Source organism: Streptomyces sp. PSU-S4-23 (assembly GCF_055632315.1).
In genome coordinates, this window is the sequence record NZ_JBVMUU010000002.1 from 5,082,863 (window position 1) to 5,107,740 (window position 24,878).

Annotated in this window: 24 protein-coding genes, 4 tRNA genes and 1 pseudogene; 23 read left to right on the forward strand and 6 right to left on the reverse strand. The window is 70.1% G+C overall.

Going from position 1 to position 24,878, the window contains the following annotated elements; translation table 11 throughout:
• Positions 1–87 precede the first annotated feature (87 nt).
• Complete coding sequence (locus ACZ79I_RS23295) at positions 88–354, forward strand: GlsB/YeaQ/YmgE family stress response membrane protein (protein WP_471499425.1); 267 nt, start codon at positions 88–90, stop codon at positions 352–354.
• A gap of 138 nt (positions 355–492) precedes the next feature.
• On the opposite strand, the gene ACZ79I_RS23300 is transcribed toward ACZ79I_RS23295, so the two are convergent.
• A complete protein-coding gene (locus ACZ79I_RS23300) occupies positions 493–981 on the reverse strand; it encodes a YajQ family cyclic di-GMP-binding protein (protein WP_471499426.1) in 489 nt (162 codons plus the stop codon).
• A 234-nt stretch (positions 982–1,215) separates the two neighbouring features.
• On the opposite strand from ACZ79I_RS23300, the gene ACZ79I_RS23305 reads away from it, so the two are divergent.
• The 3 genes from ACZ79I_RS23305 to ACZ79I_RS23315 all read left to right on the forward strand — a co-directional run bounded on the left by ACZ79I_RS23305 (position 1,216) and on the right by ACZ79I_RS23315 (position 2,841).
• Positions 1,216–1,297: transfer RNA gene (locus ACZ79I_RS23305), tRNA-Tyr, on the forward strand.
• 541 nt (positions 1,298–1,838) lie between these two features.
• Positions 1,839–2,270 (forward strand): nitroreductase/quinone reductase family protein, encoded by a 432-nt coding sequence (locus ACZ79I_RS23310; RefSeq protein ID WP_471499427.1) that lies wholly within the window; start codon positions 1,839–1,841, stop codon positions 2,268–2,270.
• Positions 2,271–2,628: 358 nt separating this feature from the next.
• Positions 2,629–2,841: a hypothetical protein gene (locus ACZ79I_RS23315; RefSeq protein ID WP_471499428.1), complete on the forward strand. Its 213-nt coding sequence runs from the start codon at positions 2,629–2,631 to the stop codon at positions 2,839–2,841.
• Positions 2,842–2,918: 77 nt separating this feature from the next.
• Here the strand turns inward: ACZ79I_RS23315 and ACZ79I_RS23320 are convergent, their stop codons facing one another.
• Positions 2,919–3,575 (reverse strand): SDR family oxidoreductase, encoded by a 657-nt coding sequence (locus ACZ79I_RS23320; protein ID WP_471499429.1) that lies wholly within the window; start codon positions 3,573–3,575, stop codon positions 2,919–2,921.
• A 221-nt stretch (positions 3,576–3,796) separates the two neighbouring features.
• Complete coding sequence (locus ACZ79I_RS23325; RefSeq protein WP_471499430.1) at positions 3,797–5,062, reverse strand: amidohydrolase family protein; 1,266 nt, start codon at positions 5,060–5,062, stop codon at positions 3,797–3,799.
• A gap of 380 nt (positions 5,063–5,442) precedes the next feature.
• On the opposite strand from ACZ79I_RS23325, the gene ACZ79I_RS23330 reads away from it, so the two are divergent.
• The 8 genes and pseudogenes from ACZ79I_RS23330 (at position 5,443) to ACZ79I_RS23365 (ending at position 9,999) form a co-directional block, all read left to right on the forward strand.
• A tRNA-Thr gene (locus ACZ79I_RS23330) sits at positions 5,443–5,515 on the forward strand.
• 46 nt (positions 5,516–5,561) lie between these two features.
• Positions 5,562–5,634: transfer RNA gene (locus tag ACZ79I_RS23335), tRNA-Met, on the forward strand.
• An 89-nt stretch (positions 5,635–5,723) separates the two neighbouring features.
• Entirely contained in the window at positions 5,724–5,888 is a 165-nt protein-coding gene (rpmG, locus tag ACZ79I_RS23340) for a 50S ribosomal protein L33 (protein ID WP_004571794.1), read from the forward strand.
• Between the two features lie 347 nt (positions 5,889–6,235).
• A complete protein-coding gene (locus ACZ79I_RS23345) occupies positions 6,236–6,691 on the forward strand; it encodes an FAS1-like dehydratase domain-containing protein (RefSeq protein ID WP_471499431.1) in 456 nt (151 codons plus the stop codon).
• Positions 6,692–6,696: 5 nt separating this feature from the next.
• A complete protein-coding gene (locus ACZ79I_RS23350; RefSeq protein ID WP_471505165.1) occupies positions 6,697–7,125 on the forward strand; it encodes a MaoC family dehydratase in 429 nt (142 codons plus the stop codon).
• A gap of 228 nt (positions 7,126–7,353) precedes the next feature.
• The gene (locus tag ACZ79I_RS23355) at positions 7,354–8,439 is read left to right on the forward strand and encodes an IS110 family RNA-guided transposase (protein WP_471499432.1); all 1,086 of its coding nucleotides are present in this window, start codon (positions 7,354–7,356) and stop codon (positions 8,437–8,439) included.
• Positions 8,440–8,625: 186 nt separating this feature from the next.
• A pseudogene (locus ACZ79I_RS23360) lies at positions 8,626–8,827 on the forward strand (MFS transporter); the annotation flags it as partial.
• A 116-nt stretch (positions 8,828–8,943) separates the two neighbouring features.
• Positions 8,944–9,999: a UDP-N-acetylmuramate dehydrogenase gene (locus ACZ79I_RS23365; protein WP_471499433.1), complete on the forward strand. Its 1,056-nt coding sequence runs from the start codon at positions 8,944–8,946 to the stop codon at positions 9,997–9,999.
• Between the two features lie 140 nt (positions 10,000–10,139).
• Here ACZ79I_RS23365 and ACZ79I_RS23370 read toward each other — a convergent pair whose 3' ends face one another.
• Entirely contained in the window at positions 10,140–10,772 is a 633-nt protein-coding gene (locus tag ACZ79I_RS23370) for an NAD(P)-dependent oxidoreductase (protein ID WP_471499434.1), read from the reverse strand.
• A gap of 143 nt (positions 10,773–10,915) precedes the next feature.
• Between ACZ79I_RS23370 and ACZ79I_RS23375 the strand changes: the two genes are divergently transcribed.
• Positions 10,916–11,572 carry a TetR/AcrR family transcriptional regulator gene (locus ACZ79I_RS23375; protein WP_471499435.1) on the forward strand — a complete coding sequence of 219 codons (657 nt, stop codon included), beginning with the start codon at positions 10,916–10,918 and terminating at the stop codon, positions 11,570–11,572.
• A 50-nt stretch (positions 11,573–11,622) separates the two neighbouring features.
• Here ACZ79I_RS23375 and ACZ79I_RS23380 read toward each other — a convergent pair whose 3' ends face one another.
• The gene (locus ACZ79I_RS23380; protein WP_471499436.1) at positions 11,623–12,663 is read right to left on the reverse strand and encodes an adenosine deaminase; all 1,041 of its coding nucleotides are present in this window, start codon (positions 12,661–12,663) and stop codon (positions 11,623–11,625) included.
• A 158-nt stretch (positions 12,664–12,821) separates the two neighbouring features.
• Positions 12,822–14,048, reverse strand: a complete 1,227-nt coding sequence (locus ACZ79I_RS23385) for a pyridoxal phosphate-dependent aminotransferase (protein WP_471499437.1) — start codon at positions 14,046–14,048, stop codon at positions 12,822–12,824.
• A gap of 402 nt (positions 14,049–14,450) precedes the next feature.
• Between ACZ79I_RS23385 and ACZ79I_RS23390 the strand changes: the two genes are divergently transcribed.
• The 10 genes from ACZ79I_RS23390 (at position 14,451) to rpoB (ending at position 24,858) form a co-directional block, all read left to right on the forward strand.
• Positions 14,451–14,523: transfer RNA gene (locus tag ACZ79I_RS23390), tRNA-Trp, on the forward strand.
• Between the two features lie 107 nt (positions 14,524–14,630).
• Positions 14,631–14,918, forward strand: coding sequence for a preprotein translocase subunit SecE (gene secE, locus ACZ79I_RS23395; RefSeq protein ID WP_381081395.1), 288 nt, complete (start codon positions 14,631–14,633; stop codon positions 14,916–14,918).
• A gap of 80 nt (positions 14,919–14,998) precedes the next feature.
• Positions 14,999–15,874: a transcription termination/antitermination protein NusG gene (gene nusG / locus ACZ79I_RS23400; protein WP_471499438.1), complete on the forward strand. Its 876-nt coding sequence runs from the start codon at positions 14,999–15,001 to the stop codon at positions 15,872–15,874.
• A gap of 177 nt (positions 15,875–16,051) precedes the next feature.
• A complete protein-coding gene (gene rplK, locus ACZ79I_RS23405; protein ID WP_030345386.1) occupies positions 16,052–16,486 on the forward strand; it encodes a 50S ribosomal protein L11 in 435 nt (144 codons plus the stop codon).
• 96 nt (positions 16,487–16,582) lie between these two features.
• Positions 16,583–17,308, forward strand: a complete 726-nt coding sequence (gene rplA, locus ACZ79I_RS23410) for a 50S ribosomal protein L1 (RefSeq protein ID WP_471499439.1) — start codon at positions 16,583–16,585, stop codon at positions 17,306–17,308.
• A 174-nt stretch (positions 17,309–17,482) separates the two neighbouring features.
• On the forward strand, positions 17,483–18,364 hold the full coding sequence (locus tag ACZ79I_RS23415; protein WP_471499440.1) for an SCO4651 family lipoprotein: 882 nt from the start codon (positions 17,483–17,485) through the stop codon (positions 18,362–18,364).
• Between the two features lie 123 nt (positions 18,365–18,487).
• The gene (locus ACZ79I_RS23420; protein ID WP_471499441.1) at positions 18,488–19,345 is read left to right on the forward strand and encodes an SCO4651 family lipoprotein; all 858 of its coding nucleotides are present in this window, start codon (positions 18,488–18,490) and stop codon (positions 19,343–19,345) included.
• A 289-nt stretch (positions 19,346–19,634) separates the two neighbouring features.
• The gene (gene rplJ, locus ACZ79I_RS23425; RefSeq protein WP_381081405.1) at positions 19,635–20,165 is read left to right on the forward strand and encodes a 50S ribosomal protein L10; all 531 of its coding nucleotides are present in this window, start codon (positions 19,635–19,637) and stop codon (positions 20,163–20,165) included.
• Between the two features lie 106 nt (positions 20,166–20,271).
• The gene (gene rplL, locus ACZ79I_RS23430; RefSeq protein ID WP_381081407.1) at positions 20,272–20,658 is read left to right on the forward strand and encodes a 50S ribosomal protein L7/L12; all 387 of its coding nucleotides are present in this window, start codon (positions 20,272–20,274) and stop codon (positions 20,656–20,658) included.
• A gap of 711 nt (positions 20,659–21,369) precedes the next feature.
• Positions 21,370–24,858, forward strand: coding sequence for a DNA-directed RNA polymerase subunit beta (gene rpoB / locus ACZ79I_RS23435; RefSeq protein ID WP_471499442.1), 3,489 nt, complete (start codon positions 21,370–21,372; stop codon positions 24,856–24,858).
• Positions 24,859–24,878: the final 20 nt, after the last annotated feature.

Below are 24,878 nucleotides of genomic sequence, written 5' to 3' on the forward strand. Positions count from 1 at the left end.
CGGCGGCGAGCGACGTCCGAGCATGCGCACAGCCTGACCGGAGCAGGAGCACAGCACAGGCACAGCACGGAGAGGCAGGATCACGGCATGGGCATTGTCGGCTGGATCGTTCTGGGGCTGTTGGCAGGCGCCATCGCCAAGTTCCTGCTGCCGGGCAAGGACCCCGGCGGCTTCATCGGCACGACTCTCATCGGCATCGCGGGTGCCTTCATCGGCGGCTGGATATCCGCCCGCTGGCTCCACCACCCGATCACCAAGCACTTCTACGACGGGCCCACCTGGGCGGCTGCGATCGGCGGCTCGCTGGTGCTGCTGATCGTCTACCGCATTCTGTTCGGCGACTCACGCCGCTGAACGCACCTCCCCAGCCGCAGCCGGCAGCACACACAGAAGGGTGGGCACTCGCACTCCGGGGTGCCCACCCTTCCTGCACGAGCGACGAACCGGCCCCGGAAAACACCGTCCGACCACCAGGACCGGCCGTCGAACGACCTACCGGTAGTTCACGAACTGCAACGCGAAGTCGAACTCCTTGCCCTTCAGGAGGGAGATCACGGCCTGGAGGTCGTCGCGGCTCTTCGAGCTGACGCGCAGTTCCTCGCCCTGAACCTGTGCCTTGACGCCCTTCGGGCCCTCGTCACGGATGATCTTCGCCACCTTCTTCGCGTTCTCCTGGGAGATGCCCTCCTGGATCGACGCGAAGATCTTGTACTCCTTGCCGGAGAGCTGCGGCTCGCCGGCATCCAGAGACTTCAGGGACACACCGCGCTTGACCAGCTTGGACTGGAAGACATCGAGGATGGCCTTCGCCCGGTCCTCGGAGTTGGCCTGCATCAGGATCTTGTCGCCGGACCAGGCGATCGAGGCACCGACGTTCTTGAAGTCGTAGCGCTGCGAGATCTCCTTGGCGGCCTGGTTGAGGGCGTTGTCGACCTCCTGCCGCTCGACCTTCGAGACGATGTCGAAACTGGAGTCGGCCATGTCCTGTGGCTCCTTGTATCGGGATGGATCGGGGTGGATCGGGGTGCGTTTCGGCGTGCGGGAGCGCGGCCGCCCGGCCCGGCAACGATCCCGGGCCGCATCCCGATAAGCCTAGCCACCTCGCCCCCTCCGAACGCCGATCTATCGGGTGGCGAAGCACCCCCCGGCATCAGGTATCGTTTACGTCGTTGCCAGGGGGTACCGCCGAAAAGCGGCCTCCGCAGCAACAACCCAGGCGGTGTGCCCGAGCGGCCAAAGGGAGCAGACTGTAAATCTGCCGGCTCAGCCTTCCCAGGTTCGAATCCTGGCGCCGCCACACTGGGAAGACCCCCTCTGGACTGCGGAGACGTAGAGCGGAGGGGGTCTTGTCGTGTTCGCGTGCGGACGTTCCACGGTGATCAGGTTCTGCAGGGCCGGGTCGATCGTCGGTTCGCCCGTCCTGGGCCGTGCGTGAACGAGCGCCTTCACGGACGCCAGTCGGGCGGCCAGGAAGAGGCCGGCAGGACCTGGGCCGCAACGCGGGTCCTCTCCGCCGGTTTGCGCCGGAGCTGAGCCGGAACGAGAGGCTCGTGTGCCGAAGATCATATGGCTGACGGGTGAGAGGCGAGGCGCATCGGATCCCGGGATGCGGAGCAGTGGAAGCCGCCCTGGCCTCAACCGGCCCGGCCCGCCGTTGCCGACAGGCCCGGCCGGACCGTTCGCACGGGTGCGGCAGGGATCCACGCCGAGCGCCGACAACTCGCCCAGTCGGCCGACACGTCCGATCTCCTCCGCTGGGCTGCGGCGAGGCTCGTCGCAGCCGCCGCCCCCGCTGGTTAGCTGATAGGTGGTCAGTTCCCTGGCGGAGTGAGGCGGACATGGGCGATGTGAATGAGACGAACAGGCAGGTCATCAGCCAGTTCCGGGCACAGGGCGGCGTCGTGGGAGGGCCTTTCGAGGGCAAGCATCTGCTGCTCCTGCACACCGTCGGCCGCCGTACCGGCCGGGAACGCGTGAATCCCTTGGTCTACGCGGCCGATGGGGACGGCTTCCTTGTCTGCGGCTCCTCGCGTGGCGCGGAGAAGGACCCTGCGTGGGTGGGCAATGTCGCCGCCATGGCCGAAGTGACCATCGAGGTGGGTGAGCGCGTCCTCAGGGCGACACCCACCGTCGTCACGCATGTGTCGCCGGAGTGGGAGCGTCTTTACGGGATCTGGTCGGCCTACTGGCCCGACAGCGCGCAGTACGAGGCCAGGACGTCGCGCAAGTTCCCGGTCGTGAGACTGGAGCCGGTCGCATCCGAGGACTGAACCCGTGCCGCAGTGAGTTCCGGCGGCTGCCGGCGCTCCGGCAGCGGTCCGGTGGCCGGCCCTCGGCCCTCGGGCGGCGGCCGGCGGGCGCGGGGAAGCGCTGCTCGGCCGGGTGTTCGGCGCGTTCGCAGACCTGGTCGAGCGGTCTGTAGTGCCTCCGGGGTGCGTCAGAGTTCCACGCTCTCCTCTGTCCGCGGGGCACCTTGAGTCCCTGTGCTGCCGATCACGTCGAACCCAGGGCTCCTTCGGCCTGCGGCTCCTTCGGCCCACGGCCCCTTCGCCTACGGCCCCTTTCAGCGTGGCGACTTCAGCCGTCCCGCATCCCTGCCGGGGTGAGTCGGCACTCGTCGCTGAGGGCATGTCATCGCGCCGCAGGAACTGTCCCGAGTGCCGTCGGGACATCGCCGTCGTCGCGGGGCGGTTCGCGCGGCACGACCCGCCGGGTGCGCGGAGCAGCGGCACGCTCGTCTCGTGCCCCGGATCCCGTCGGTTGGCCCAGGCCGACGCCGCGCAGCCCGCCCTCGACGGGTACGCCCCGCCGGAGTTCCCCGGCCAGCCACCCCTCTTCTGAGCCGCGCGCCCCAACAGGCCGGACCGTCCCGTCCCCAGGGGGCGGACGAGAGGTGACGGTGCTGCGGTATGCGCGGTTCAGTTCCCCGCCACCGACTTCACGGCCACCGACACCGGAGTCGAACCACTGATCAGCTCCAGGGTCAGACCGGCCGTCGCGGGCGTGTCGACCAGTTCCGCGAGGACCGCCGCCACGTCGTCGCGTGGGATCGAGCCGCGTCCCGTGTGCGCCTCCAGGCGGACCAGCCCCTTGCCGGCGTCGCCGGTGAGCGAGCCGGGGCGCAGGATCGTCCACTCAAGGGACTTGTGGGCGCGCACGTACGCGTCGGCCTCGCCCTTCGCGCGCAGATACACGTCGAAGACCTCGTCGCCCGGGTGCTCCGGGTCCGCGCCCATCGACGAGACGACGACGAACCGGCGTACGCCCGCGCGTTCCGCCGCGTCCGCGAACAGGATCGCCGCGTCCCGGTCCACCGTGTGCTTGCGGGCCGCGCCGCTGCCCGGCCCCGCGCCCGCCGCGAAGACGGCCGCGTCGGCTCCCTCCAGGTGCGCGGCGACCTCCTCGGCCGACGCCGCCTCCAGATCGCACACGATCGGCTCCGCGCCGGCGGCCCGCAGATCGCCGGCCTGTTCCGCGCTGCGGACGAGTCCCGCGGCCTCGTCACCGCGCGCGGCGAGCAGCCGCTCCAGACGTAGCGCGATCTGACCATGACCACCAGCGATGACAATGCGCATGTTTCCGACCGTACGCCCGGGCGGGCCCCTTCACCGTGCGACGTCCCGCACGCCCCGTCACCGAACCGCCGTGCACCGGCGCGCACCACCGTCGGCGCGCACCGCCGCCGCGCCCCGCGGCAACGGGCACACACCGCAGCGCACCGCCACAGGGCACCGCCACAGGGCACCGCCACAGGGCACCGCCACAGGGCGCCCCGGTCGCCCGGCGCGCCACGCCGTCACGGCGGCTGGACCCGACCCTGCCGTGGCAGGTCCAGTGCCACTGCCGCCGAGCTGCAGTACTCCCGCACCGCGCTGGTACGGGCCACCACGCGCCCCCGGTGCACCACGATGCGGCTGTACGCGAGCGACAGCGCGCCCGCCAGCCGGTCGCCGCGCACGGCGAGCAGTTCCGCCGGGAAGCCCGCCTCCACACGTACCTCGGGCAGCCCGAGCGCGGCCCGCGCCGACGTGCTCACGGTGTCGTAGGCGTCCTCGGGGCGCAGCCCGTACCGCGAGGCCAGCAGGTATGCGGCCTCCAGCGGATCCCCGCGCCCAACGGGGTTCGACACGTCCCTGAGCGCCCCGCTGCCCGCCGCGACCCGCACCCCGGCAGACCGCAGCAGCCGCACCGGGGCCGTGTCGCGCCGCTCGGTGCCGCCACAGCCGCCCTGCGGCAGGCAGACCACCGTGACCCCGGCGGCGGCGAGCTGGTCGGCGGCGCGCGCCGCCGTGTCCGCCGGAAGGCGTCCGAGCCCGCCGCACGGCCCGAGCGTCACTCCCGGGCGCAGCCCGCCCGCCATCGCCGCGACCCGGCCCAGGCGTGCCGGGTCGTCGGCGTCCGTGTGCAGGTCGACCGGGCAGCCGTGCTCGGAGGCCAGCTCCAGGACCGCCTCCACGTACCCGATCGGGTCGGGGTCCGCGTCCGGGCAGCCGCCCACGACCGTCGCGCCCATCTTCACCGCGTCCCGCAGCATCGCGAGCCCGTCCGCCCCTGCGGCCCCGGTCAGCACCCGCGGCATCGCCACCGCCGTCAGCTCGGCGAGCCCGTGCAGGGAGCGACGCGCCCTCAGCACCGCGGCCAGGGCGTCCAGTCCCTGTACGTCCCCGATGTGCACGTGCGAGCGCAGCACCGTCGCGCCGTGCCCGAGCTGCAGCAGGGCGGCCTCGGTGGTGCGGCGCTGGACCTCCTCGGCGTCGTACGACACCGGCCCGTCCCGGTCCGCGGACAGGGCCGTGTCGCCGTGCGCGTGGGGCTCGGCGGGGGCGGGAAGGAGCAGATGGCCGCGGAGATCGACCCGTGCGCCCACGGCCCCCACCGCCAGGCTGCCGGCGGTGCCCACGGCCTCGATGCGCCCGCCGCCCAGCCGCACGTCCACGGTCCGGCCGTCGGTGAGCCGTGCCCCGCACAGCAGCAGGGGGGCCGAGTCGGCCGCACCTGACGACGAGGACGACGAGGACGACGAGGACGAGGAGTAGGGCGGCTGCGGGCAGCTGTCGGGCATCGCGCTCCTGTGGCTCGGGGCGGCTGCGCACCAGGGGCAAGATCACGCAGAGTGAGTCGAGCCTAGGATGACGACCCGGCCGGGGCGGGGAGGAGCGCAATAGTCGTACTGGTGTGGTGTTCGGCCGCGGTTCGGGCGCGCGGGCTTCCCACCGTCGGCACGGGCCGGAGACGGAGCATCGCAGGCGGACACGGGCGGTTACGCCAAGTGAGCGCACCCGTGCGGCCATTGGGGCTGGGGTGACCGCGGCGGTTCCCGTCACCCGCTGGACCGAAGAGTGGCTGGGGAAACGCCCGGGATGGCGCGGGGGACAGGTCGGGGCGGGTGCCGGAAACGGATTTGGGCGAACGGCGGGCGACCGTGTAATGTCTTCATCGCTCGCCCCAATAGCTCAGTCGGCAGAGCGTCTCCATGGTAAGGAGAAGGTCAACGGTTCGATTCCGTTTTGGGGCTCTGGTGTGAGAGGTACCCGCTGGGAGGCGGGGCCCGATCGCATCGCAGCGGTGTAGCTCAGTCGGTAGAGCAAGCGGCTCATAATCGCTGTGTCACCGGTTCAAGTCCGGTCACCGCTACTCACAGTAGCCGATTGCGGGGTCGGTCCTTCGATCGGCTACTCTTTCTTGCGTTAATTTCGTCTATCCGTTCGTCAAGGAGCACTCACGTGGCTGCCACCGACGTCCGCCCGAAGATCACGCTGGCCTGCGTGGAGTGCAAGGAGCGGAACTACATCACCAAGAAGAACCGGCGCAACGACCCGGACCGCCTTGAGATGAAGAAGCACTGTCCGCGCTGCAACGCGCACACCGCGCACCGCGAGACGCGATAACTCAGGCTCGTTCGCGAGGCCGCTCCCAGAAGCCATGGGGGCGGCCTCGCGGCGTTAGGCGGCCGTCCGCCGCTCCACGGTGCACACCACCGGACCCGGCCGCGCCGGGCGTGCCCGGGGGCGTACGCCCCGCCGTACGGCTGAAGAACTCGGACCCGAGACGTCAGGCCCGAAGCATCAGGACAGACACATCGGATGGAGAATCGGTCGCTGCGACCGGTGACGCCGTGCCGGTCGCACCGACCGGACCCGACGTGTCGGACACGTCGGCCGAACGGAGAGCCCGCCGCCGCGGCGTCGGCGGCCTCGTGAGGCAGACCCGTGAACAACCAGGAGGTGCCGAGCCCATGGCGCTCGACCAGTCCTTCGTGGGGCGGTCCTACCCGCCCACCGACCCGTACGAGGTCGGCCGGGAGAAGATCCGCGAGTTCGCGGAGGCGATCGGAGACGCCAACCCGGCCTACACGGACCCGGAGGCCGCCAAGGCGCTCGGTCACTCCGATGTGATCGCCCCGCCGACCTTCGTCTTCGCGATCACCTTCAAGGCCGCGGCGCAGGTCGTCGAGGATCCTCAACTGGGGCTGGACTACAGCAGGGTCGTGCACGGCGACCAGAGGTTCAGCTATGCCCGCCCGGTCCGGGCCGGCGACCGGCTGAGCGTCACCTCGACCATCGAGTCGATCAAGTCCCTGGCCGGCAACGACGTCGTGGACATCCGCGGCGAGGTCCGCGACGAGGCCGGTGAGCGCGTGGTGACCGCCTGGACCAAGCTGGTGGCCCGGGCGCCGGAAGAGGAGGCATGAACCCGATGACCGCGAAGATCGCGTACGACGCCGTCGAGGTCGGTACCGAGCTGCCGGCGCAGACCTTCCCCGTCGGCCGAGCCACGCTCGTGCGGTACGCCGGCGCCTCCGGGGACTTCAACCCGATCCACTGGAACGAGAGGTTCGCCAAGGAGGTGGGCCTGCCGGACGTCATCGCGCACGGCATGTTCACCATGGCCGAGGCGATCCGCGTGGTGACCGACTGGGTGGGCGACCCGGGCGCGGTCGTCGAGTACGGCGTCCGCTTCATCAAGCCCGTCGTCGTTCCCGACGACGACCAGGGCGCCCTCATCGAGGTCGGCGGCAAGGTGGCGGCCAAGCTCGACGACCGGACCGTCCGTGTCGACCTCACGGCGATGAGCGCCGGCCAGAAGGTGCTGGGCATGTCGCGAGCGGTCGTACGGCTGGCCTGACAGTGAGGATGTGACGTGGTGACGCTGCTGGCGGGTCTGACCCTTGGCCTGACTGACGTCTCGACTGTCCTGTTTGGGATTTGTCGGCCCGTCGGGCGGCGTCACCACGCACGCGGCCGGACGGGCGTTTGTGACTTCATAGGAGCTTGGTCCAGAAGCCCCGTCACTGTCTTGTCCACCCGCCCGACCGGCGCGTGCCGCCCTCGGAACGGACACGCAAGGACGGACATGACCAGCATGACGCACGATGGCCCGGAGATCACCGGCGGAGTCGACACCCACGGCCTGACCCACCACGCCGCGGTGATCGACTCGGTTGGTCGGCACCTGGCTGACCGGGAGTTCCCGGCCACCATCCGCGGCTACCGAGATCTGCTGGACTGGATGCGTTCGCACGGTGAGCTGGCCGCGGTCGGAGTGGAAGGCACCGGTGCCTACGGTGCCGAACTCGCACGGGTACTGACGGCGGCCGGGGTCACAGTCGTCGACGTGGACCGGCCCGACCGCAAGACTCGGCGGCTGAAGGGCAAGTCGGACCCGATCGACGCCTACGCCGCCGCGACGGCCGTACTGTCCGGCCGGGCTGTTGGCATCCCCAAGAGCCGGGACGGTGCGGTAGAGGCCGTGCGAGTGCTGCGGATCGCGCGCCGCAGTGCCGTGAAGGCCCGCACTCAGGCGATGAACCAGATCCGGGGCCTGCTGGTGTCGGCCCCTGCGATGCTGCGTGAGCAGGTCGCGGGCCTGGACCGAGCCGCGTTGATACGCGCCCTGGCCCGGCTGCGGCCCGGTGATGACTTGTCCCGCCCGCTGGCGGCGACCCGGGCGGCACTGCGACGCCTGGCCTGCCGCCACCAGGCGATGGACGCCGAGATCGCCGGCCTGGATGCCGAGATCGGCCCACTGGTCAAGCGGGCCGCCCCTGCTCTGCTGGAACTGTTCGGTGTCGGCGCCGAGACCGCCGGGCAGCTTCTGGCCTCGGCCGGGGACAACCCGGAGCGGATGCGCTCCGAGGGCGCGTTCGCGCACCTGGCCGGCGTCGCGCCGATCCAGGCGTCGTCCGGCCGCACCCACCGCCACCGTCTCAACCGAGGCGGTGACAGGGCCGCGAACAACGCCCTGTACACGATCGTCTTGACGCGCATGCGCTTTGACGAACGCACGCGCGCTTATGTCGAACGCCGCACAAAGGAAGGGCTCTCCAAGCCGGAGATCATGCGTTGCCTCAAACGGTTCGTCGCCCGCGAGGTCTACCGCGCTCTCACCACCAAACCAACGGGCCAAATCACCCGAACCAACCTCGCTCCAGTGGTTTGACAACCATAGGAGCATCCGGAGGAACCCCGGCCACCCGGTGCACCGCCCACCCGCCCGGCCACCCTCGGCCACGGGCTCGGTAAGGGGCGTCCGCAATGGCGGGCGCCCCTTACGCCGTCCGCCGTCCGCCGTCCTTTGTCCTCCGTCTTCCGGGCGTCGCCGCCCGCCCGCGGCCGCAGCCCCACGCAAGCCGCCGGGCCCGCGTACTACGCCGTCGTGGTCGGCGCCGACGCCTCGTACACGGTCCGGTTGCCCGCCCTGATCACCAGTGGCATCGGGATGTCCCTCTACTTCGCCCGGCCTCCAGTACTTCGCCCCGGCCTCCAGCCTGGTCACGTCCAGCGTCCGGCCCCATGAGCAGGGCATCGCCTCGGGCGCGAACTACGCCCCGCTCTCCTGCCCGGCCACCGCCCGCTCCGAGGCGACGACGGCCCCGCCGGTCCTCCGGGCGGGGACGTCGTCGCGCGATACGGGGCTGTCGGCGGCGTCTCGTAGTCTTGGCGCGTGCAGGAACTCCACGACGCCCCGCTCGCCCCGCTGACCACCTTCAGGCTGGGCGGCCCCGCCAGCCGCCTGATCACGGCCACCACCGACGCCGAGGTGATCGCCGCCGTCCGCGAGGCCGACGACTCCGGTACGCCGCTGCTGCTCATCGGCGGCGGATCCAACCTCGTCATCGGCGACAAGGGCTTCGACGGCACCGCCCTGCGCATCGCGACCAAGGGCTTCTCCCTCGACGGGACGCGGTTGGAGCTGGCCGCCGGGGAGGTGTGGACCGACGCCGTCGCCCGCGCCGTCGAAGCCGGGCTCGCCGGCATCGAGTGCCTCGCCGGAATCCCCGGCTCCGCGGGCGCGACCCCGATCCAGAACGTCGGGGCGTACGGCCAGGAGGTCTCCGCCACGATCACGGAAGTGATCGCATACGACCGCAGGACGCGCGAGACGGTCACGATCCCGGGCGCCGAGTGCGCCTTCTCGTACCGCCACAGCCGCTTCAAGGCCGATCCCGAGCGCCATGTGGTGCTGCGCGTCCGCTTCGCGCTGGAGGACGCCCAGGGGCTGTCCGGCCCCCTCAGGTACGCCGAGACGGCCCGCGCCCTCGGTGTCGAGCCCGGTGACCGGGTGCCGCTGGCCGCCGCCCGAGAGGCAGTCCTGAAGCTGCGCACCGGGAAGGGCATGGTGCTGGACCCGGAGGACCACGACACCTGGTCGGCGGGCTCCTTCTTCACCAACCCCATCCTCACGGACACGGAGTTCGCCGCGTTCCGCGCGCGGGTGAGGCAGCGGCTGGGCGAGGACGCAGAGCCGCCCGCGTACGCGGCGGGCGACGGCCGCACCAAGACCTCCGCGGCCTGGCTGATCGACAAGGCGGGCTTCACCAAGGGGTACGGCAGCGGACCCGCCCGCATCTCCACCAAGCACACCCTCGCCCTGACCAACCGCGGCGGCGCCACCACCGAGGACCTGCTCGCCCTGGCCCGCGAGGTCGTGGCGGGAGTCCGCGAGGCGTTCGGGGTCACCCTGGTCAACGAGCCGGTGACGGTGGGCGTGAGCCTCTGAGGCGACCCCCGGATGACCCGGCGAGGCGGCCCCCCGGATGACCCGGCGAGGCGGCCCCCGGGTGACCCGGCGAGGCGGCCCCCGGGTGACCCGGACGACCCGGATGACTCCGGATGATCCCGGGCGAATCCGGTATTCAGCTAGTAAGCCACCCCCACCCCCTGTTTCACCGTCTCCGGGTCGTCCACCATCGCCAGCATCGCGTGGGCGACATCGGCGCGCGCGATGAAGCGGCCCCTCGGTGGGAAGCCGCCCACGACCGTGCGGTACGAGCCGGTGAGCGGCTTGTTCTGCAGGCGCGGCGGGCGCACCACCGTCCAGTCCGTGGCGCTGCGGGCGAGCTCGGCCTCCATCTCCCTCAGATCGGCGTAGACGTCCTTGAGGGCCGCCGAGACGAGCCCGTGGAAGGTGCGGTCGAGCGCCCCGGCGCCCTCCGGCTCGGGGCCGACCGGACCCGCGCTGACCACGAGCAGCCGGCGGACCCCCTCCGCCTCCAGGGCGCCCAGCACCGTACGGGTCAGCCGGGTGGCCACCCCGGCGTCCTTGCGCCTGCGCGCACCGAGTCCCGACAGGACCGCGTCCCGGCCGGCGACCGCCGGGCGCAGGGCGGTGGAGTCGCCCAGACCGGCGCGGAACACCTCCAGGCCCGCGCCGGTCACCGTGCAGCGTGCGGGATCCCGCACGACGGCGGTGACCTGGTGGCCGGCCGTGAGGGCCTGCCGGACGATCTCCTGGCCGATGCCGCCGGTGGCACCGAAAACCGTGAGCCTCATGACCTGTCTCCGTCTCCCCTGCTGATCCACACCGATCCACCCCTGATGGTGGGTGAGTGTTTACTAACCTATCCGGCTCCAGGGTGGGCAAGCACTCACCCACTCGTCAAGCCCGCAGGAACGGACCGTGAAATCCTTGGGCCATGCAGCACTCAGGGGCGCGGCAGAAGACGGCGCAGCAGAAGACGGCGCAGCATCGGCCCGCCCGGCTCCGCATCCTCGACGCGGCACACGAGCTGATGCTCACGGTGGGACTCGCCCGCGCCACGACCAAGGAGATCGCCAAGGCCGCGGGCTGTTCCGAGGCCGCCCTCTACAAGTACTTCGCGAGCAAGGAGGAACTGTTCATCCAGGTCCTCGCGGAGCGGCTGCCCCGGCTCAGCCCGCTGCTGAGCAGCCTCGCGGCCGAGCCCGGCCGGCGCACCCTGGAGGAGAACCTCACCGAGATCGCCCGCCAGGCCGCCCTCTTCTACGAGCAGAGCTTTCCGATCGCCGCGTCGCTGTACGCCGAGACCCAGCTGAAGCGGCGGCACGACGAGGCGATGCGGCAGATGGGATCGGGGCCGCACCTGCCGATCCGTCTGCTCGACGCGTACCTGCGTGCGGAGCAGGCCGCCGGGCGGGTCCGTGCCGGCGCCGACACGTTCGCCGCGGCCTCGCTCCTGCTGGGCGCCTGCGCGCAGCGGGCGTTCGCCTACGAGGCGGCGGAGCCGGGCGCACGCCCGCCCGTGGACGACTTCGCACGACGCCTGGCGCGGACGCTGCTGGCCGGTGTCGCCGTGGCCCCCGGCCCCTCCTGACGGGACCGCCGGGTCCTTCGGGGGCCGGGCCGTGCCGCCGGGGGCGGGCTTCAGGCTGCCGGGCCGTCGAGCCAGTCGTCGACGCCCGCCAGCAGCTTCTCCTTCATGTCCTTCGGTGCCGCCGAGGCCCGCAGTGACTGTCGTGCCAGTTCCGCCAGTTCCGCGTCCGTGAAGTCGTGGTGGCGGCGGGCGATCTCGTACTGGGCCGCCAGCCGGGAGCCGAACAGCAGCGGGTCGTCGGCGCCCAGGGCCAGCGGCACGCCCGCCTCGAACAGCGTCCTGAGCGGAACGTCCTCCGGCTTCTCGTAGACGCCCAGCGCCACGTTGGACGCCGGGCACACCTCGCACGTCACGCCCCGTTCCGCGAGCCGCCCGAGCAGGCGTGGGTCCTCCGCCGCGCGCACCCCGTGGCCCACGCGGTCCGCGACCAGGTCGTCCAGGCAGTCGCGCACCGACGACGGCCCCGTCAGCTCGCCGCCGTGCGGTGCCGACAGCAACCCCCCGTCCCGCGCGATCGCGAACGCCCGGTCGAAGTCGCGGGCCATGCCCCGCCGCTCGTCGTTCGACAGCCCGAAGCCCACCACGCCGCGGTCCTGGTAGCGCACCGCCAGGCGCGCCAGCGTGCGCGCGTCCAGCGGGTGCTTCATGCGGTTGGCGGCGACCAGGACCCGGATCCCGAGGCCCGTCTCCCTCATCGCCGACTCCACCGCGTCCAGGATGATCTCCAGCGCCGGGATCAGACCACCCAGGCGCGGCGCGTACGACGTCGGGTCCACCTGGATCTCCAGCCACCCCGAGCCGTCCCTGAGGTCCTCCAGCGCGGCCTCCCGCACCAGCCGCTGGATGTCCTCCGGCTCCCTGAGGCACGAACGCGCCGCGTCGTACAACCGCTGGAAGCGGAACCAGCCCCGCTCGTCCGTCGCCCGCAGCTTCGGAGGCTCCCCGCTGACCAGCGCCTCGCTCAGTGCCTCGGGCAGCCGCACGCCGTACTTGTCGGCCAGTTCCAGCAGGGTGGTGGGCCGCATCGACCCGGTGAAGTGCAGGTGCAGATGGGCCTTCGGCAGTTCAGAGACATCACGTACGTGCTCCATCCCAGGATCCTGCCGTACGCCCCGGCCGCCTCGGTAGCGCTTTCCCCGAACGTGGTCTTGCTCGCAGATCCATGCGAAAGGCGGGCCGGGCCCATGAAAAAAGCGGGCCGCCTCCCCCTCCGGGGAAGGCGGCCCGCGGCGTCCTCGCGCCGGGACGCTCAGTCCTTGGCCTCCGCCAGCAGCTTCTGGATCCGGCTCACGCCCTCGACCAGGTCCTCGTCACCCAGGGCGTACGACAGCCGCAGATACCCCGGCGTACCGAACGCCTCGCCCGGCACCACCGCGACCTCGGCCTCCTCCAGGATCAGCGCGGCCAGCTCCACCGTGTTCTGCGGGCGCTTGCCGCGGATCTCCTTGCCGATCAGCGCCTTCACCGACGGGTAGGCGTAGAACGCGCCCTCCGGCTCCGGGCAGAGGACACCGTCGATCTCGTTCAGCATCCGCACGATCGTCCGGCGGCGGCGGTCGAACGCCTCGCGCATCTTCGCGACGGCCTCCAGGCCGCCGGAGACGGCCGCCAGCGCCGCCACCTGGGAGACGTTCGCCACGTTCGACGTCGCGTGCGACTGCAGGTTCGTGGCCGCCTTCACCACGTCCTTCGGGCCGATGATCCACCCCACGCGCCAGCCGGTCATCGCGTACGTCTTCGCGACGCCGTTGACCACGATGCACTTGTCGCGCAGCTCCGGCACGACCGTGGGCAGCGAGGTGAAGACGGCGTCGCCGTACACCAGGTGCTCGTAGATCTCGTCCGTGAGCACCCACAGGCCGTGCTCGACCGCCCAGCGGCCGATCGCCTCGGTCTCGGCCGCGCTGTAGACCGCGCCGGTCGGGTTCGAGGGGGAGACGAACAGGAGGACCTTGGTCTTCTCCGTGCGGGCCGCCTCCAGCTGCTCGACGGAGACGCGGTAGCCGGTCGTCTCGTCCGCGACGACCTCCACCGGGACACCGCCGGCCAGCCGGATCGACTCCGGGTACGTCGTCCAGTACGGGGCCGGGACGATTACCTCGTCGCCCGGGTCGAGGATCGCGGCGAACGCCTCGTAGATGGCCTGCTTGCCGCCGTTGGTGACGAGGACCTGGGAGGCGTCCACCTCGTAGCCGGAGTCGCGCAGCGTCTTCGCGGCGATCGCGCTCTTCAGCTCGGGCAGACCACCGGCCGGCGTGTAGCGGTGGTACTTCGGGTTCTTGCATGCCTCGACGGCCGCTTCGACGATGTAGTCCGGCGTCGGGAAGTCGGGCTCACCGGCGCCGAAGCCGATCACCGGGCGCCCGGCGGCCTTGAGGGCCTTCGCCTTGGCGTCCACGGCGAGGGTGGCGGACTCGGAGATCGCGCCGATCCGGGCGGAGACCCGGCGCTCGGTGGGAGGGGTTGCAGCGCTCATGGGCCCATCGTTTCAGACCCGAAACCGCTCCGACACCCCGGTTTCCCCTGTGGGCCCGCCCGGCCGGTGCCGACGGGTCGGTGCCACCGGGCGTGTCCGGTGCGGGGTGCCGCCCGGGGTGGGCGGGAGTGCGGCGGGGCGGGGATGGCCAGGCACATGTGTTCGATCGTTCACGACGGAGAAGGCGCTGGGCTGGGCGGGACGGGGCGGTCCCCCGGACATTCGTCCGGATCCGGGCGGCGGGCTGGCCGATCTTCCAGGGGCAAAGCCCTTACGGGCACTTTCTGTTCGACGCCCGGCCGTGGAGCACGTACACTCTCACCTCGTTGGCCTCCAGCGGCCGTGACCGTGCCGGTGCACACCGAGCACCCGGTCGGATGCGGTACGTTGGGGTACACACAAAGGGTCGTAGCTCAATTGGTAGAGCACTGGTCTCCAAAACCAGCGGTTGGGGGTTCAAGTCCCTCCGGCCCTGCTACACACTCCCCACCAGGAAGTGTGCGCACAGTACGTACGTATTGCACCGCCGTGCGGCTCCACCGGGCGCGGCACGGCCACGACCCGGGAATCAGGTGAGGACGAGTGACGGACGCCGTGGGCTCCATCGACATGCCTGATGCCCAGGACGAGGTGCAGGAGTCGAAGAAGAAGTCCCGCAAGGGTGGCAAGCGGGCCAAGAAGGGTCCGCTGAAGCGCCTTGCCCTCTTCTACCGCCAGATCATCGCGGAGCTCCGCAAGGTCGTCTGGCCGACGCGTAACCAGCTGACCTCCTACACCACCGTGGTGATCTTCTTCGTTGCGATCATGATCGCCCTGGTGACCTTGATTGACTATGGGCTCAACCACGCCGCCAAGTACGTCTTCGGCTGAGCCGAGAGCGAAGGACGCCGAGGTGCCCGGCGTCCCTTTCGCGTGTTCCACCCCTATGTATCCAGGAAGAAGCAGCCACCGTGTCTGACCCGAACCTGAACGACGCCATGGAGCCTCGCGGGGAGGCCGTCGAGTCCGTGGACGACGAGCTGGACATCGTCGAGGGCGCGGACGAGGTCGACGAGGCCGAGGCTGCCGAAGCCGCCGCGGGCGAGCCGGCCGAGGAGGCCGCCGTGCACACCGTGGACGAGGACGCGGCCGCCGAGTCCGAGGAAGAGGCCGAGTCCGAGGAAGAGGCCGAGGCCGAGTCCGAGGAAGAGGCCGAAGAGGAGCCCGTGCTCGACCCGGTCGAGAAGCTCCGCGAGGAGCTGCGCGCCCTGCCCGGCGAGTGGTATGTGATCCACACCTACGCCGGCTACGAGAAGCGGGTGAAGGCCAACCTGGAGCAGCGTGCCGTCACGCTGAACGTCGAGGACTACATTTACCAGGCCGAGGTCCCCGAGGAAGAGATCGTCCAGATCAAGAACGGCGAGCGGAAGACCGTCAAGCAGAACAAGCTGCCCGGTTACGTCCTCGTCCGTATGGACCTGACGAACGAGTCCTGGGGCGTCGTCCGCAACACCCCCGGCGTCACGGGCTTCGTGGGCAACGCCTACGACCCCTACCCGCTGTCCCTGGACGAGGTCGTCAAGATGCTCGCCCCGGAGGCCGAGGAGAAGGCCGCCCGTGAGGCCGCCGAGGCCGAGGGCAAGCCCGCGCCGCAGCGCAAGGTCGAGGTCCAGGTGCTGGACTTCGAGGTCGGCGACTCGGTCACCGTCACCGACGGTCCGTTCGCCACGCTGCAGGCGACCATCAACGAGATCAACGCCGACTCCAAGAAGGTCAAGGGCCTCGTGGAGATCTTCGGCCGCGAGACGCCGGTCGAGCTGAGCTTCGACCAGATCCAGAAGAACTGATCACCTTCTGGCACGAAAGCCTCCGGGTCAGGTCAGACGGGCTGTCACAGCGCGTCTGACCTGCCCGGTTTTTGGCCGCACAGGGATTCCCGTTAGGGTTGTGCGGTTGCCTTCGGGCAAAGCGGAAAGTGACAGCGCCCTAAGGCGCGGACAAGAGACAACGGGAGAGGACCCGGAATGCCTCCCAAGAAGAAGAAGGTCACGGGGCTCATCAAGCTCCAGATCCAGGCCGGCGCCGCCAACCCGGCCCCGCCGGTCGGCCCGGCGCTGGGTCAGCACGGCGTCAACATCATGGAGTTCTGCAAGGCCTACAACGCCGCGACCGAGTCGCAGCGTGGCTGGGTCATCCCGGTGGAGATCACGGTCTATGAGGACCGCTCCTTCACCTTCATCACCAAGACGCCGCCGGCCGCGAAGATGATCCTCAAGGCCGCCGGCATCGAGAAGGGCTCCGGCGAGCCGCACAAGACCAAGGTCGCCAAGATCACCGAGGCGCAGGTCCGTGAGATCGCCCAGACCAAGATGCCCGACCTCAACGCCAACGACCTGGACGCGGCCGCCAAGATCATCGCCGGCACCGCCCGTTCCATGGGCGTCACGGTCGAGGGCTGAACCCCGCCTTCGTAGAACCATGCGGCCGTCACGGCCGCACGTGGCAGGGCCTGCTCGGCCCGTACCACGACTCCTACAGAACACACAGGAGCAGTTGTGAGCAAGCGCAGCAAGGCTCTCCGCGCTGCGGACGCCAAGGTCGACCGGGAGAAGCTCTACGCCCCGCTCGAGGCCGTCCGTCTCGCCAAGGAGACCTCCACGACCAAGTTCGACGGCACCGTCGAGGTCGCCTTCCGTCTGGGCGTCGACCCGCGCAAGGCCGACCAGATGGTCCGTGGCACCGTGAACCTCCCGCACGGCACCGGTAAGACCGCCCGGGTCCTGGTCTTCGCGACCGGTGACCGTGCCGAGGCCGCTCGTGCCGCGGGCGCCGACATCGTCGGCGCCGACGAACTGATCGACGAGGTGTCGAAGGGCCGCCTGGACTTCGACGCCGTCGTCGCCACCCCGGACCTCATGGGCAAGGTCGGCCGCCTCGGCCGCGTGCTCGGTCCCCGTGGTCTGATGCCGAACCCGAAGACCGGCACCGTGACCCCGGACGTGGTCAAGGCCGTCAACGACATCAAGGGCGGCAAGATCGAGTTCCGCGTCGACAAGCACTCGAACCTGCACTTCATCATCGGCAAGACGTCGTTCGACGACTCCAAGCTGGTGGAGAACTACGGTGCGGCCCTGGAGGAGATCCTCCGTCTCAAGCCGTCCGCCGCCAAGGGCCGCTACATCAAGAAGGCCGCCATCACCACCACGATGGGCCCCGGCATCCCGGTCGACCCGAACCGCACCCGCAACCTCCTCGTCGAGGAGGACCCGGCCGCCGTCTGAGACCGACGGCAGCCGCGGGCACGCGCAGCTGACGACGGGCCCCGCACCTTCCGAGGTGCGGGGCCCGTCCGCGTTCCCCGGGACGGACGCACACGCCGTTCCGGGGGAGGGTGCGTGCCGTTTCCCCCGTGTCGGAGTTAGCGTGAAGATCACCGAGCGCACAAGGGGGAACGGATGAGGGACAGGGTCGTGAGGCGGGGGATCCTCCCGGTCGCGGCGGTCGCCGCGCTGTGCACGGTGGCGGCATGCACCTCCTCCGGTGACACCGACTCCGGCAAGGGCCCGGCGCAGCCGTCCGGCGGGCGCGCCGGCCGTGTCGACGCCCGCCCGGCGGCCGCCCTGCACGCCGTCGAGAAGGCCACCGCCGGGGCGGGCTCCGCGCGGATCGAGTCCTCGACGGCCATGGGCGGGATGCTCTCCCTGACGACGGACGGCACGCTCGGCTGGGCCGACGGCTCGCTCGGCACCCTGCGCATCACCTGCACCGGCGGCCGCCTCGCCGAGACCATGCACCAGCTGAACAGCACGTCCATGGAGGCCAGGCTGCTGCCCGACGCCTACTACGCGAAGGTCGGCGACGCGTTCGCCCGCCGGCTGCACGGCAGGCACTGGATCAGGTACGCCTACGACGACCTGGCGGCCCTCCCCGGCGGCTCGGGCGCGCAACTGAAGGACCAGCTGCGCAGCACCGCCCCGCTCCAGCCGGTCAGGCTGCTGCTCGCCTCCGGGGACGTGCGCCGGGTCGGCGAGGAGACGGTGCGCGGCCGGCGCACCACGCACTACTCGGGCACGGTCGTCCCCGCGGCCCTGACCGGCCGGTACGCCGCCGCCCTCAGGGAGCAGCTGCAGCAGGCCGGGGTCACCACGGAGACCGTCGACCTGTGGGTCGACGACCACGACCTGCTGGTCAAGAAGGTGGAGCGGGGCGAGCTGGCGAGCGGGCGGATGTCCTCGACGGCGTACTACCGCGACTACGGGGTGAAGGTCTCGGCGAACCGGCCGCCGACGGAGGACACCGCCGACTTCACGGAGCTGATGAGCACCCGGAGCCCGTAGGGCGGCGCGGGTCCGTGCGCCGGCGGCCCCGGTGCCCCACCGAAATCGGGGGCCCCACGCGCCCCGGACGGGGTACGCTCACGGCCTTGCCGTGAATCGTCCATGTGTTCCTTGGGGGGAATCATGAAGGGTGCCGTGCGCGGCGCGGTGGAGCGGGGAGCTGCGGGCGCGGTGCTCACGGCCCTGCTCCTGGGCGGGGGAGCGGTCGCCTGTTCGAAGGGTGTCGCACGGGAGCCGCGGATGACGCCCGCCGCGGCCGTGGCCGAGGCCGCGAGGAACGCGGACGCCGTCACGTCCGTCCACTACCGGATGAAGGGCACGGTCCCAGGCGCGGGCCCGGTCGGCGGCGAGGCCGCGATGAGCGTGAAGCCGCTCGCCATGAGCATGAAGATGACGGTCGAGGACCAGGCCGTCGACGGTCCGGTCGAGATCCGCCTCGTCGGCAAGGCGATGTACGTCGGCGGGGGCGCCCGGATGGCCAAGGAGATGGACGGCAAGAGCTGGGTCAAGTTCGACATGTCCGCCCTGGGTGCGGACAAGCAGCTGAACGGCGACCGGCTCGGTGCCGGCCGGGCCGACCAGAACCCGGCCCAGGAGTCCACCTTCCTCACCGGCTCCAAGAACGTGAGGAAGCTCGGCACCGAGACCGTCGACGGCGTGCGGACGACGCACTACAAGGGCACGCTCACCCTCGCCGACCTGCGAGCCTCCCTCAAGGGCAAGGACAGGGCGACCCGTGAGCGGCGGGAGAAGAGCATCGACCAGTACGAGAAGATGGGCGCCGACACGATCACGATGGACCTGTGGATGGACGGCGCCAGCCACACCAAGCAGTTCCGGATGCGCAGCGACACTCCCGAGGGCCGGCTCGACATGACCATCACCTTCCTCGACTTCAACAAGCCGGTGACGGTCACCGCCCCGCCCGCCGAGGACACGGTCGACCTCGGCGACATGATGAAGGACGCCGCACAGGGCTGAGCGCCCGGGAACGGATTTGCTTGACGGCGATCCGTTCCCGTACTCTCCAACAGAAGCCAAAGACCGCTGGTCGTTGCCGTGCGCTCGTTCGAGGGCGCGGTGGCCGAAGGATCCGCTGAACTGCGGACGACCCGCGCAGGTGACAGTGGAAGAGCTCCCGGAGTGCGTGCGTCCTTCGTGCGTACGACCGGTCGAGTCCGCCCCGTGCGCCTGCGCCGGGGCGTTTCGTTTTCCCAGTCCTCCTTCGGGTCCGCGCGGTCCGAATCACCCGGAAGGAGGCCGAGGCTCTATGGCGAGGCCCGACAAGGCTGCCGCGGTTGCCGAACTGACGGACAAGTTCCGCAGCTCCAGCGCCGCCGTGCTGACCGAGTACCGCGGTCTCACCGTGGCGCAGCTGAAGAACCTGCGCCGGTCGCTCGGTGAGAACGCCCAGTACGCCGTGGTGAAGAACACGCTGACCAAGATTGCGGCCAACGAGGCCGGGATCACGACGCTGGACGACCTGTTCAACGGTCCGACGGCGGTCGCCTTCGTCACCGGTGACCCGGTGGAGTCGGCGAAGGGTCTGCGCGACTTCGCCAAGGACAACCCGAATCTCGTCATCAAGGGCGGAGTCCTTGACGGCAAGGCGCTGTCCGCCGACGAGATCAAGAAGCTTGCGGACCTCGAGTCCCGCGAGGTTCTGCTCGCCAAGCTGGCGGGCGCCATGAAGGGCAAGCAGTCGCAGGCTGCCGCGCTCTTCCAGGCGCTCCCGTCGAAGCTCGTCCGCACCGTGGACGCGCTGCGCGCCAAGCAGGCCGAGCAGGGCGGTGCCGAGTAACTCGGCTCGCACATTGACCGCCGCCTGACGCGACGGTCGCCGCGGGCCGCACGCCCGCCGACATGTACACACGGCACCAGCCGAATGAGTGGAAGGATCGCCCATCATGGCGAAGCTCAGCCAGGAAGACCTGCTCGCGCAGTTCGAGGAGATGACCCTCATCGAGCTCTCCGAGTTCGTGAAGGCGTTCGAGACGAAGTTCGACGTCACCGCCGCCGCCCCGGTCGCCATGGCCGCCGCCGGTGTCCCGGGTGCCCCGGCCGCCGAGGCCGAGGAGGAGAAGGACGAGTTCGACGTCATCCTCACCGGCGCCGGCGACAAGAAGATCCAGGTCATCAAGGTCGTGCGCGAGCTGACCTCCCTCGGCCTGAAGGAGGCCAAGGACCTGGTGGACGGCGCCCCGAAGCCGGTCCTGGAGAAGGTCAACAAGGAGGCCGCGGAGAAGGCCGCCGAGTCCCTCAAGGGCGCCGGCGCCTCCGTCGAGGTCAAGTAAGACCTCCGCGGGGTCCGCACCGGACTCACGGGTCCGACGTGACCCACGGGGCCGTACGGGGCCGCACGCTCCGTACGGCCCTCTCGTGAGCGCGGCCCACAGTTCACCCGGACGCCGGACGGGGACCTCATGGGTTTCCGGACACGGCTCACCCGTAGGGCTGTAACGCGAACGCGGCGAAGAGCGATCATCCATCCGGGTGGTCGCTCTTCGGCGTTCCGGGGGGTCGGGCGGCGGCTGCCTTGCGCCAGTCGCCGCGGGGAGTATGGTGATCTTCGTCGTGCCTCCGAGGGCCCCGGTGACAGGTTGCAAGTGACGATGGCAGCACCCGGTTCGGGCAAGGGGGGCCTTGACGAACTGCACGCAGCGCGCAATTCTCAGGACGCGTCGTCACAACGATCCGGATCCGAGGCATGGATCGGCGACGAAGAGGGCAGTATCGATGTGCATCGAGGGCGTGGCTTGCCGCAGGTGTTGAGGGACAACGAAGGACTCCGTCGTGAGCCTGCAAACCCGCACTGGACATCAGTGTGCCAAGTGGCTACACTGACCCTTTGCGCTGCCTGTTAGCTGCCTCCTGCCCGTCACCAGGAGACACGCCCCTCACTTGAGCATCGACGATGAAGAGTCTCCGACCTGGGACTTCCATCTCTGTGCCCGGTGGGGGCCGGTACGCGCGTAGTGAGTCCGAGCCCTCGGAAGGACCCCCTCTTGGCCGCCTCGCGCACTGCCTCGACCGCGAATACGAACAACGGCGCCAGCACCGCCCCGCTGCGCATCTCCTTTGCAAAGATCAAGGAGCCCCTCGAGGTTCCGAACCTTCTCGCGCTGCAAACCGAGAGCTTCGACTGGCTGCTCGGCAACGACGCGTGGAAGGCTCGCGTCGAGGCGGCTCTGGAGTCAGGTCAGGACGTCCCCACCAAGTCCGGTCTTGAGGAGATCTTCGAGGAGATCTCCCCGATCGAGGACTTCTCCGGGTCGATGTCGCTGACGTTCCGCGACCACCGCTTCGAGCCGCCGAAGAACTCGATCGACGAGTGCAAGGAGCGCGACTTCACCTACGCCGCGCCCCTCTTCGTCACGGCCGAGTTCACCAACAACGAGACCGGCGAGATCAAGTCCCAGACGGTCTTCATGGGCGACTTCCCGCTCATGACGAACAAGGGCACCTTCGTCATCAACGGCACCGAGCGCGTCGTGGTGTCCCAGCTGGTCCGTTCCCCCGGTGTCTACTTCGACTCCACCATCGACAAGACGTCCGACAAGGACATCTTCTCCGCCAAGATCATCCCGTCCCGCGGTGCCTGGCTGGAGATGGAGATCGACAAGCGCGACATGGTCGGTGTGCGCATCGACCGCAAGCGCAAGCAGTCCGTCACCGTGCTGCTGAAGGCGCTCGGCTGGACGACCGAGCAGATCCTCGAGGAGTTCGGCGACTACGAGTCCATGCGCGCCACCCTGGAGAAGGACCACACCCAGGGCCAGGACGACGCGCTGCTCGACATCTACCGCAAGCTGCGCCCGGGCGAGCCCCCCACGCGTGAGGCCGCGCAGACGCTGCTGGAGAACCTGTACTTCAACCCGAAGCGCTACGACCTCGCGAAGGTCGGCCGCTACAAGGTCAACAAGAAGCTGGGTGCGGACGCCCCGCTGGACGCGGGCATCCTGACCGTCGAGGACGTCATCTCGACGATCAAGTACCTGGTGAAGCTGCATGCGGGCGAGACCGAGACGGTCGGCGACAGCGGCCAGACGGTCGTCGTCGAGACCGACGACATCGACCACTTCGGCAACCGCCGCCTGCGCAGCGTCGGCGAGCTCATCCAGAACCAGGTCCGCACGGGTCTGGCGCGTATGGAGCGCGTCGTGCGCGAGCGCATGACCACCCAGGACGTCGAGGCGATCACGCCGCAGACCCTGATCAACATCCGGCCGGTCGTCGCCTCCATCAAGGAGTTCTTCGGCACCAGCCAGCTGTCCCAGTTCATGGACCAGAACAACCCGCTGTCCGGACTGACGCACAAGCGGCGCCTGTCCGCGCTCGGCCCGGGCGGTCTGTCCCGTGAGCGGGCCGGCTTCGAGGTCCGTGACGTGCACCCCTCGCACTACGGCCGCATGTGCCCGATCGAGACGCCCGAAGGCCCGAACATCGGTCTGATCGGCTCGCTCGCCACCTACGGCCGCGTGAACGCGTTCGGTTTCGTCGAGACCCCGTACCGCAAGGTCGACGAGAACGGTGTCGTCACCGAAGAGGTCCACTACCTCACGGCCGACGAGGAGGACCGGTTCGTCATCGCCCAGGCCAACGCGCCGCTGACCGACGACCTCCGGTTCGCCGAGGCCCGCGTCCTGGTGCGCCGCCGTGGCGGCGAGGTCGACTACGTCGCCCCCGAGGACGTGGACTACATGGACGTCTCGCCGCGCCAGATGGTGTCGGTCGCGACCGCCATGATCCCGTTCCTGGAGCACGACGACGCCAACCGCGCCCTCATGGGCGCGAACATGATGCGCCAGGCCGTTCCGCTGATCCAGTCGGAGTCCCCGCTCGTCGGCACCGGCATGGAGTACCGCTCCGCCGTCGACGCCGGCGACGTCGTCAAGGCCGAGAAGGCCGGTGTGGTCCAGGAGGTCTCCGCGGACTACATCACCACCGCCAACGACGACGGCACGTACATCACGTACCGCCTGGCCAAGTTCGCCCGCTCCAACCAGGGCACCTCGGTCAACCAGAAGGTCGTCGTCAACGAGGGCGACCGGGTCGTCGAGGGCCAGGTCCTCGCCGACGGTCCGGCCACCCAGAACGGCGAGATGGCGCTCGGCAAGAACCTGCTCGTGGCGTTCATGCCGTGGGAGGGCCACAACTACGAGGACGCGATCATCCTGTCGCAGCGCCTCGTGCAGGACGACGTCCTCTCCTCGATCCACATCGAGGAGCACGAGGTCGACGCCCGTGACACCAAGCTCGGCCCCGAGGAGATCACCCGGGACATCCCGAACGTCTCCGAGGAGGTCCTCGCCGACCTCGACGAGCGCGGCATCATCCGCATCGGTGCCGAGGTCATCGCCGGTGACATCCTCGTCGGCAAGGTCACCCCGAAGGGTGAGACCGAGCTGACCCCCGAGGAGCGCCTGCTGCGCGCGATCTTCGGTGAGAAGGCCCGTGAGGTCCGCGACACCTCGCTGAAGGTGCCGCACGGCGAGACCGGCAAGGTCATCGGCGTGCGCGTCTTCGACCGCGAGGAGGGCGACGAGCTGCCGCCGGGCGTGAACCAGCTGGTCCGCGTCTACGTGGCGCAGAAGCGCAAGATCACCGACGGTGACAAGCTCGCCGGCCGCCACGGCAACAAGGGTGTCATCTCGAAGATCCTGCCGATCGAGGACATGCCGTTCCTGGAGGACGGCACCCCGGTCGACATCATCCTCAACCCGCTGGGTGTGCCGTCCCGGATGAACCCGGGACAGGTCCTGGAGATCCACCTCGGCTGGCTCGCCAGCCAGGGCTGGGACGTCTCAGGGCTCGCCGACGAGTGGGCGCAGCGCCTGCAGGCCATCAGCGCCGACCAGGTGGAGCCGCGCACCAACGTGGCGACGCCGGTCTTCGACGGTGCCCGCGAGGACGAGCTGGCCGGTCTGCTGGAGCACACCATCCCGAACCGCGACGGCGACCGCATGGTGCTCCCGTCCGGCAAGGCCCGGCTGTTCGACGGCCGTAGCGGTGAGCCGTTCCCGGAGCCGATCTCGGTCGGCTACATGTACATCCTGAAGCTGCACCACCTGGTCGACGACAAGCTGCACGCCCGCTCGACCGGCCCGTACTCGATGATCACCCAGCAGCCGCTCGGTGGTAAGGCCCAGTTCGGTGGCCAGCGGTTCGGCGAGATGGAGGTGTGGGCGCTCGAGGCGTACGGCGCCGCCTACGCCCTCCAGGAGCTGCTGACCATCAAGTCCGACGACGTCACCGGCCGCGTGAAGGTCTACGAGGCCATCGTCAAGGGCGAGAACATCCCCGAACCCGGCATCCCCGAGTCCTTCAAGGTGCTCATCAAGGAGATGCAGTCCCTGTGCCTGAATGTGGAGGTGCTGTCCAGCGACGGTATGTCCATCGAGATGCGTGACACCGACGAGGACGTCTTCCGCGCTGCGGAGGAGCTCGGCATCGACCTGTCCCGGCGCGAGCCGAGCAGCGTCGAAGAGGTCTGACGGGAGTCCGGCGGGCCTTG

What these genes read in the sequence shown, in the direction of transcription:
- ACZ79I_RS23320 (WP_471499429.1), bottom strand. Translation starts at nt 3,575, where the DNA reads ATGCGCATTGTCATCGCTGGTGGTCATGGTCAGATCGCGCTACGTCTG.
- ACZ79I_RS23370 (WP_471499434.1), bottom strand. Translation starts at nt 10,772, where the DNA reads ATGAGGCTCACGGTTTTCGGTGCCACCGGCGGCATCGGCCAGGAGATC.
- ACZ79I_RS23355 (WP_471499432.1), top strand. Translation starts at nt 7,354, where the DNA reads ATGACCAGCATGACGCACGATGGCCCGGAGATCACCGGCGGAGTCGAC.
- ACZ79I_RS23325 (WP_471499430.1), bottom strand. Translation starts at nt 5,062, where the DNA reads ATGCCCGACAGCTGCCCGCAGCCGCCCTACTCCTCGTCCTCGTCGTCC.
- ACZ79I_RS23295 (WP_471499425.1), top strand. Translation starts at nt 88, where the DNA reads ATGGGCATTGTCGGCTGGATCGTTCTGGGGCTGTTGGCAGGCGCCATC.
- rplJ (WP_381081405.1), top strand. Translation starts at nt 19,635, where the DNA reads ATGGCGAGGCCCGACAAGGCTGCCGCGGTTGCCGAACTGACGGACAAG.
- ACZ79I_RS23375 (WP_471499435.1), top strand. Translation starts at nt 10,916, where the DNA reads ATGCAGCACTCAGGGGCGCGGCAGAAGACGGCGCAGCAGAAGACGGCG.
- ACZ79I_RS23345 (WP_471499431.1), top strand. Translation starts at nt 6,236, where the DNA reads ATGGCGCTCGACCAGTCCTTCGTGGGGCGGTCCTACCCGCCCACCGAC.
- ACZ79I_RS23420 (WP_471499441.1), top strand. Translation starts at nt 18,488, where the DNA reads ATGAAGGGTGCCGTGCGCGGCGCGGTGGAGCGGGGAGCTGCGGGCGCG.
- ACZ79I_RS23380 (WP_471499436.1), bottom strand. Translation starts at nt 12,663, where the DNA reads ATGGAGCACGTACGTGATGTCTCTGAACTGCCGAAGGCCCATCTGCAC.
- ACZ79I_RS23350 (WP_471505165.1), top strand. Translation starts at nt 6,697, where the DNA reads ATGACCGCGAAGATCGCGTACGACGCCGTCGAGGTCGGTACCGAGCTG.
- ACZ79I_RS23385 (WP_471499437.1), bottom strand. Translation starts at nt 14,048, where the DNA reads ATGAGCGCTGCAACCCCTCCCACCGAGCGCCGGGTCTCCGCCCGGATC.
- ACZ79I_RS23315 (WP_471499428.1), top strand. Translation starts at nt 2,629, where the DNA reads ATGTCATCGCGCCGCAGGAACTGTCCCGAGTGCCGTCGGGACATCGCC.
- rplL (WP_381081407.1), top strand. Translation starts at nt 20,272, where the DNA reads ATGGCGAAGCTCAGCCAGGAAGACCTGCTCGCGCAGTTCGAGGAGATG.
- ACZ79I_RS23415 (WP_471499440.1), top strand. Translation starts at nt 17,483, where the DNA reads ATGAGGGACAGGGTCGTGAGGCGGGGGATCCTCCCGGTCGCGGCGGTC.
- ACZ79I_RS23300 (WP_471499426.1), bottom strand. Translation starts at nt 981, where the DNA reads ATGGCCGACTCCAGTTTCGACATCGTCTCGAAGGTCGAGCGGCAGGAG.
- ACZ79I_RS23310 (WP_471499427.1), top strand. Translation starts at nt 1,839, where the DNA reads ATGGGCGATGTGAATGAGACGAACAGGCAGGTCATCAGCCAGTTCCGG.
- rplK (WP_030345386.1), top strand. Translation starts at nt 16,052, where the DNA reads ATGCCTCCCAAGAAGAAGAAGGTCACGGGGCTCATCAAGCTCCAGATC.